General features: G+C 30.9%; 7 protein-coding genes and 1 riboswitch. Of the genes, 6 read left to right on the top strand and 1 reads right to left on the bottom strand.

Annotated features, from left to right (window positions below):
* Nucleotides 1–206: 206 nt before the first annotated feature.
* The 3 genes from B3630_RS14695 (at nt 207) to B3630_RS14705 (ending at nt 2,932) form a co-directional block, all read left to right on the top strand.
* Nucleotides 207–2,114: an OPT family oligopeptide transporter gene (locus B3630_RS14695; protein WP_346899435.1), complete on the top strand. Its 1,908-nt coding sequence runs from the start codon at nt 207–209 to the stop codon at nt 2,112–2,114.
* Nucleotides 2,115–2,210: 96 nt separating this feature from the next.
* A complete protein-coding gene (locus B3630_RS14700) occupies nt 2,211–2,579 on the top strand; it encodes a PqqD family protein (protein WP_346899437.1) in 369 nt (122 codons plus the stop codon).
* The gene (locus tag B3630_RS14705; RefSeq protein WP_346899439.1) at nt 2,579–2,932 is read left to right on the top strand and encodes a hypothetical protein; all 354 of its coding nucleotides are present in this window, start codon (nt 2,579–2,581) and stop codon (nt 2,930–2,932) included. Before B3630_RS14700 ends, B3630_RS14705 begins: the two co-directional genes overlap by 1 nt.
* Nucleotides 2,933–3,000: 68 nt before the next feature.
* Here B3630_RS14705 and B3630_RS14710 read toward each other — a convergent pair whose 3' ends face one another.
* The gene (locus tag B3630_RS14710; protein ID WP_346899441.1) at nt 3,001–3,411 is read right to left on the bottom strand and encodes a hypothetical protein; all 411 of its coding nucleotides are present in this window, start codon (nt 3,409–3,411) and stop codon (nt 3,001–3,003) included.
* A 257-nt stretch (nt 3,412–3,668) separates the two neighbouring features.
* Nucleotides 3,669–3,864: riboswitch (cobalamin riboswitch) on the top strand.
* Between the two features lie 239 nt (nt 3,865–4,103).
* On the opposite strand from B3630_RS14710, the gene B3630_RS14715 reads away from it, so the two are divergent.
* From B3630_RS14715 to hypD, 3 genes are all read left to right on the top strand, one after another.
* On the top strand, nt 4,104–4,301 hold the full coding sequence (locus B3630_RS14715; RefSeq protein WP_346899443.1) for a hypothetical protein: 198 nt from the start codon (nt 4,104–4,106) through the stop codon (nt 4,299–4,301).
* Nucleotides 4,302–4,526: 225 nt separating this feature from the next.
* Nucleotides 4,527–5,438, top strand: a complete 912-nt coding sequence (locus B3630_RS14720) for a trans-4-hydroxy-L-proline dehydratase activase (protein ID WP_349680472.1) — start codon at nt 4,527–4,529, stop codon at nt 5,436–5,438.
* 3 nt (nt 5,439–5,441) lie between these two features.
* Entirely contained in the window at nt 5,442–7,814 is a 2,373-nt protein-coding gene (gene hypD / locus B3630_RS14725; RefSeq protein ID WP_346899447.1) for a trans-4-hydroxy-L-proline dehydratase, read from the top strand.
* Nucleotides 7,815–7,835 lie beyond the last annotated feature (21 nt).

The following is a 7,835-nucleotide window of genomic DNA, read 5'->3' on the forward strand; positions in this document are numbered from 1 at the left end:
TATTTATTTTGAATTAGCAATACAAGAAACAAAAGTTTTATTGTTAAATGTTTAACAAAAATAATAATTTATAAAAAATATTAACTATAAATAGTATATTAGTTATAAGTTTCATAAAAAATAATATAATGTAATATAGCGTATTGTAAAACAAAACAAGTGATGCTACAATATGTAATAAGATGAATATATAGGGAGGGAATTTGATGAAAAAAGAAGACAGTTTTAAACCGTTCATTTCTGCTGAAAAAGTCGTACCCGAATTTACATTAACATCTATTATTTTAGGAATTTTACTGGCAGTACTTTTTGGTGGAGCAAATGCTTACTTAGGTCTTAGAGTTGGTATGACAGTATCAGCTTCAATTCCAGCAGCGGTTATCTCAATGGGCGTTATACGTGTTATTCTAAGAAAAGACTCCATTCTTGAAAACAACATAGTTCAGACAATTGGTTCTGCTGGTGAATCACTTGCAGCTGGAGCTATTTTTACATTACCAGCATTATTTATGTGGGCATCTGAATGGGGAACAGAAGCACCATCTTTACTGGAAATTGGAATTATCGCACTTTGTGGTGGTGTACTCGGTATTTTATTTATGGTACCACTTCGAAAAGCTCTTATTGTTGAAGAACATGGAGTGCTTCCATATCCAGAAGGAACTGCTTGTGCAGAAGTTCTGCTTGCTGGTGAACAGGGAGGAGCAAAATCTTCTACAGTGTTTGCAGGTCTTGGAATAGCTGCATTATACAAATTTATTGCGGATGGATTAAAGTTGTTTCCAAGTGAAGTACATTATGAACTTACAGGATATAAGGGATCTGGAGTAGGTATAGACGTACTTCCAGCACTAGCAGGAGTAGGTTATATATGTGGACCTAAGATAGCTGCATACATGTTATCTGGTGGAATAGTTGCATGGTTTGTATTAATGCCATTAATTAGTTTATTTGGTGGAGATGCAGTTATATATCCAGGTGCGGATCCTATAAGTGCTATGGATTCATTTACAATTTGGAGCAAATATATCCGTTATATTGGTGCAGGTGCTGTTGCAATGGGTGGTATATTAAGCTTAGTAAAGTCACTACCATTAATTGTAAAAACGTTTAGACAAGCGATGAAGAGCTATGGTAGAAGTAACACTATTAGTGACCTTAGGACAGAACAAGACTTACCTATGAAAGGTATTTTAGCAGCTTGCTTAATAATTGTTATATTAATGTGGCTAGTACCTGTAATTCCTGTAAATCTAGTTGGTGCAATTATAATTGTAGTATTTGGATTCTTCTTTGCTACAGTATCTTCTAGAATGGTAGGATTAGTAGGAAGTAGTAATAACCCAGTATCAGGAATGGCAATAGGAACATTATTGTTTGCAACAATTATTTTAAAAGCTACAGGGACTATTGGACAAGAGGGTATGACTGCAGCAATCGCAATTGGTTCAATTATATGTATTATAGCAGCTATTGCTGGTGACACCTCACAGGACTTAAAAACTGGTTATATTATTGGTTCAACACCTAAGAAACAACAAATCGGTGAGTTGATTGGAGTACTTGTATCTGCCATAGCTATTGGTGGAGTGTTATATCTATTAAATAAAGCATGGGGTTATGGTTCTACAGAATTACCAGCACCACAGGCAACTTTGATGAAGATGGTAGTAGAAGGTGTAATGGAAGGAAATCTTCCTTGGGCATTAGTATTTGCAGGAGCAGGTATTGCAATTGTAATTGAGATACTAGGAATTCCAGTATTACCATTTGCAGTAGGACTTTATTTACCAATTCACTTAAGTACACCAATTATGGCTGGTGGATTAGTAAGATTATACTTTGATAAGAAGAAAAATATTTCAGAAGAACAAAGAGGTCAAGTTGTTGAGAATGGTATTTTATATACCTCAGGTTTAATTGCTGGTGAAGGATTAGTAGGTATTTTACTTGCAGTATTTGCAATTATCCCAATTGGAGCATCTACTCTTGGTGATGTAATTAATATTTCAGAAACTATAAGTTTAGGTAATATTGGTGGACTAATCTTCTTCTTGTTGTTAATATTCACAATATTCAAATTTAGTACATCTAAAAAGAAGATTAGAAAATAGAAATTATACCTTATAATAGTCTATTGAAATAAAAAATAAGTTATCCGACCTAGGTAAAACCTAGGCCGGATATTATTTAATAGGAAGTGAATAATCATGTTAAATAAAGAAAAAAATGCACAGAAAGAAAATTATTTAGATTACATTCCAAAGAAAAATGAAGAGTATACTTGGTCTGTAAATGAAAAAAAACTAGTAGTAGTAGATATACCTAATAAAGGAATTCATAATAGAATTGCTCAAAATTTCTTTCACAAACCCAAAGTTAGTCATATAGAACTAGATGCCTATGGAACTTTTATATGGAATTACATTAATGGAATGAATACAATTTTTCGTATTTCGGAAGAGGTAAAGAAACACTTTGGTAAAGAAGCGGAGCCTTTATTAAACCGTTTAGTAAAATTTTTTCAAATTCTTCACGAAAATAAATTTATTCTTTACATAGGGAAGGAGAATAAATAATGCCAATCAGAATTCAAACAATTATAGGTATTTTATTATTTGCAGTAGCTACTGCTATTATATATGCATGGGGACTAAAAAAATCAGGTGCACAACAGAAGGATCTTTTACAAATCTTATATAGCAAGGGTGCGCAAAAAGTAATTAAGAAGTTAAAAACACAAAAGTACATTACAAAATTGGAAATAGAGCAAGAAGTTTTAGGAGTTACAGCCTCCCAATTTTATAGCAGAAAAAAAGCTGTAGTCACTGACAAAAAAGAATTCACAAGAACTTTAATAGAATTTATGACGAATAAGAATCTTATTATGGAAGATATTGAGAGTAATAAAAGGGTATATAAATTAAGATAATAAAAACAAATTAAATATAACAAAAGTGTGCACAATCATAGGATTTTGCACACTTTTTATATAACTAATTATAAATTTTTTGGTGGTTTTCTCCAAAGAGTTTCATTTACTGCTCTTACAGTTTTAGTAAACTTTTTACAAGTGACAGAAATTTTTATTTTTTCTTCTGAAGATAACCTTTCACTGGAGAATAATCTATTTATTCCGTAGCCAAAGCCTAAGGTTCCAAAGCCGAACTGCATTTCTGGAATTCTTCCTTTCCTTAGATTCATATCCATAGGTTTTTGATTTTTTAGTATATCTTGCTTAGTTTCGGCAGGATGTTTATCCCAGAAGTACTTATATTCAGGATTTAATTTATATGCAGTTTCATGAACTTCCTTAAATAAAGTGAACTTTACATAAATATTATTCATGGCATTTTCTAATCTTTTTCTTGCTTTTGCATTTGATTTTTCAATCTTTTTTTCCTTTGACATTAAAATTCCTCCAAAATCCATATATATATATTAATAATATTCAAACAAATAATAAGTTATAAATATAATTATATATAGAATTCCTTACAAATGCAAACTTTTACAGCTATATAAGAAAAGTAAGTTACTATAATATAAACTCTAATTTAATCTAGTGTGATTATATAATAACAACATAGATTAGTTTAAATATAAGAAGAAGGATAATTTCACATATTGATTATTATATATTAATTATGTTATTATATAATAGAAAACAATATAAATGACTATTTGGTTTCCTTAGGGAATTAATAGGGAAGTTAGTGAGAATCTAACACAATCCCCGTTGCCGTATTAGATGATGATATAAGCTGGATATTTTTAAAATATCAACCACTGACATTATGTTGGGAAGGTGCTTGTAGAATACGAATCTTAAGTCGGAAGACCTGCCTAATGGTTAAAGCAATGTCCTTTCGGGTAGAAGAGGTAATAATGCACTTTTTATATTAAAATTTATATTTTAAATGATAATAATATAAGATGTGATTTCACGTTAATCTAGGTTAGAGTAATTCGACGTATCTAGTTTAGCGGGTTTGTTATGCGTATTAAATACCTCTACTTATGAATATAAGTGGAGGTATTTTTATGAAAAAGGACTATGGCTTTACTATTTATATTAATAAATATAGAAAGGAAGTCGTAAAATGAAACTAAAAAATAAAATCTTATATTTAATAGTAATGTTAAGTTATGCTAGCTCAAATATAACTGCATTTGCAGAGGGTAGATCAAATCCTAAGGCAGAAAGTTCTCCATGGATTTATTTATTCTTAATAGCATTGGTAGTAGTTTTAATATTTCAGTTAATATATCCAATAAAAAAATACAGTAAGAATAAATAATTTAAAAGTGCTAGTGCCTAAGATAAAATTTAGGTGCTAGCTTTTTATTATTATATATTATTATATATTATGATATTTACTAATATATTTATGAAGATATATTATTTGACATTAGATACAATAAATTTTATAATTAAAGTGAAAATATGTTTAAATAAATTCATGAATATGAATTTATTTTTAAATGTATAAATTTTATTTATTAATGTAAGTTGAGGTGATATGTTGAATTTACCAAAAATTATTAATATTCAAAAGTATTCTATCCATGATGGGAATGGAATTCGTACTACCATTTTTTTTAAGGGATGTCCACTATCTTGCTTATGGTGTCATAATCCAGAAAGTCAAAATTACAGTGAAGAACTTATGTACAATGGAGAAAAATGTACAAGGTGTATGGCATGTATAGATATTTGTCCTCAAAGGGCAATTTCAAAGGAAGAAAAATGCGTTATTACAGATAAAAACAAGTGTGATCTTTGCAAGGAATGTATTGACTATTGTGTAAATAATGCTCGTGAAATTGTGGGGAAAGAATATACAGTAGCACAGCTTGTTAAGGAAGCAGAAAAAGATAAAATGTTTTATGAGGAATCAAGTGGAGGAATTACATTATCTGGCGGAGAGGTTATGACTCAAAATATGGATTATATAGAGGAATTATTAAAAAAGTTAAAGAAAAAGGGATATGACATTGCCATTGATACTTGTGGTGAAGCTCCCTACGAAAATTATAATAGAATACTTAAGTATGTAGATACTTTTTTATATGATATAAAGCTTATGGATAATAAAAAGCATATAAAATATATAGGAAAATCTAATAAGATTATTCTTGAAAACTTAAAAAGGTTAAGTGAAGCTGGAGCAAATATCAATATAAGGATACCCTTGGTGGAAGGGGTTAATGCAGACGATGAATCTATAGAAGAATTAATAAAATTTTTAAAGAATAATATAAATGTACATAAGATAAATTTACTTCCTTATCATAATATAGGGAAGAGCAAATATGAAAGACTTCAAAAGGTTTATGAAGGAGTTAACTTTGAAGCACCTAGTAAGGAAAGAATGGAGACTGTAAAGGGAAAATTTGAAAAAGCTGGATTTATAAATATAAAAATAGGAGGCTAATTCATGGAAAGAGGCATGAATGAAAGAATAAAAAAATTAAGGACTCAAAGTGTAAACACTGTTCCTTATATATACATGGAGAGAGCTAAGCTAATGACTGAGGCCTATAAGAAGTATGAAGGCTCTGTATCAATTCCAGAAATGAGAGCTTTAGCATTTAAGTATTTTATGAAGAATAAAACTTTATGTATTAATGAAGGGGAACTTATAGTTGGAGAAAAAGGAGATGGACCACAGGCAGCTCCAACATTTCCAGAACTATGTTGTCATACCCTTGAAGATATGCACATAATGAATGATAGAGAATTAATTTGTTTTAAAGTAAATGAAGAAGATTTAAAAACTCAAGAGGAAGAAATTATTCCTTACTGGGAAAAAAGATCTATTAGAAATAAAATTATAAATTCCATGAGTGATAAGTGGAAGTCCTGTTATGAAAGTGGAATTTTTACTGAGTTCATGGAGCAAAGAGGTCCAGGTCATACAGTAGGCTCTGAAAATATATACAAAAAAGGATTCTTAGATTATAAAAATGAAATTAAGGAAGCTATATGTAAATTGGATTTTTTAAATGACAAAGAAGCATTTTCTAAAAGAGAGCAACTAAATGCTATGAGTATTAGCTGTGATGCTATTATGATTCTAGGGGAGAGATATGCTAAATATGCTAGAGATCTAGCTAGCAAAGAAATAGATGGTAGAAGAAAAAATGAGCTACTTCAAATTGCAGAGAACTGTGAAGTTGTACCAGCCCATGCTCCAAGGACTTACTGGCAAGCAATACAGATGTATTGGTTTGTTCATTTAGGAGTAACTACAGAATTAAATCCTTGGGATGCATATAGTCCAGGGAGGCTCGATCAACACTTAAATCCTTTCTATGAAAGAGATGCAGAGGAAGGTATTTTAGATGAAGATAAGGCTAAGGAAATTTTGGAATGTCTATGGATTAAGTTTAATAATCAACCATCACCTCCAAAGGTAGGAGTAACCTTAAAGGAAAGTGGTACCTATACTGACTTTGCTAACATTAACACTGGTGGAATTACACCTGAAGGGCAAGATGGGGTAAATGATATAAGTTATTTAATCCTAGATTGCATGGATGAAATGCAACTGCTTCAGCCAAGCTCCAATGTACAAATCAGTAAGAAAACCCCTAAGAGATTCCTAAAAAGAGCTTGTGAAATATCTAGAGAGGGATGGGGTCAACCTGCCTTTTATAATACAGAGGCCATTGTACAAGAACTACTTAATGCAGGTAAATCTATAGAGGATGCAAGAAGAGGTGGCACTAGTGGATGTGTTGAAACTGGAGCATTTGGAAATGAAGCCTATATTTTAACAGGATACTTTAACCTACCAAAGATATTAGAGTTAACATTATTTAATGGATATGATAAAGTAAGTGGTAAGCAACTAGGATTAGAATTAGGATATGCTAAGGACTTTAAAAACTATGAAGAGTTATTTAATGCTTATAAGAAACAAATAGAGCATTTTGCAGATATAAAGATAGAAGGAAGTAATATCATTGAAAAAATATATGCAGATTATATGCCTGCACCTTTTCTTTCAATTATAACTAATGATTGTATAAGAAAAGGAAAAGACTACAATGCAGGGGGAGCTCGGTACAATACTAACTATATACAAGGGGTCGGTATAGGAACTATTACTGATTCTCTAGCTGCTATAAAATATAATGTATATGATAAAAAGAAATTTACCATGGAAAAATTGATAGAAGCCATAGAAAATAACTTTAAAGGCAATGAGATAATTGCAAATCTAGTTAGAAATAAAACTCCAAAATATGGTAATGATGATGATTATGCTGATGAAATCATGACATCAGTATTTGATGCGTATAATAAAATAATAACAGGTAGACCAAATGTTAAAGGCGGATATTATAGAATCAATATGCTACCTACTACTTGCCATGTTTACTTTGGAGAAGTAATGATAGCTAGTCCAAATGGTCGCCTAGCTCATAAACCAGTATCAGAAGGGATATCACCTGAAAAGGGAGCAGATATTAATGGACCAACAGCAGTTATAAAATCAGCCTCTAAGATGGATCATCTAAGAACTGGAGGAACTCTTTTAAACCAAAAATTCACTCCAAGTGTAGTAGCAGGAGAAGAAGGACTAGATCACATGGCCAACTTAGTAAGAGTTTACTTCAATATGGATGGACATCATATTCAATTCAACGTAATTGATAGAGAAACCTTAATAGAAGCTCAAAGACATCCTGAAGATTACAAGGATTTAATAGTAAGAGTTGCAGGTTACAGTGACCACTTCAGAAATCTAAGCAAAGAACTTCAAGATGAAATAATAAACAGAACAGAACAGCGATTTAACTGACACTCTAAATCTTTGATTTAG

The sequence above is a fragment of the Clostridium sp. UBA7503 genome (assembly GCF_002477055.1).
Taxonomy (GTDB): domain Bacteria; phylum Bacillota; class Clostridia; order Clostridiales; family Clostridiaceae; genus Clostridium_J; species Clostridium_J sulfidigenes.

Bases quoted from the DNA above. Each gene is read 5' to 3' on its own strand.
- hypD (WP_346899447.1), top strand. From the start codon at position 5,442: ATGGAAAGAGGCATGAATGAAAGAATAAAAAAATTAAGGACTCAAAGT.
- B3630_RS14705 (WP_346899439.1), top strand. From the start codon at position 2,579: ATGCCAATCAGAATTCAAACAATTATAGGTATTTTATTATTTGCAGTA.
- B3630_RS14710 (WP_346899441.1), bottom strand. From the start codon at position 3,411: ATGTCAAAGGAAAAAAAGATTGAAAAATCAAATGCAAAAGCAAGAAAA.
- B3630_RS14700 (WP_346899437.1), top strand. From the start codon at position 2,211: ATGTTAAATAAAGAAAAAAATGCACAGAAAGAAAATTATTTAGATTAC.
- B3630_RS14715 (WP_346899443.1), top strand. From the start codon at position 4,104: ATGAAACTAAAAAATAAAATCTTATATTTAATAGTAATGTTAAGTTAT.
- B3630_RS14695 (WP_346899435.1), top strand. From the start codon at position 207: ATGAAAAAAGAAGACAGTTTTAAACCGTTCATTTCTGCTGAAAAAGTC.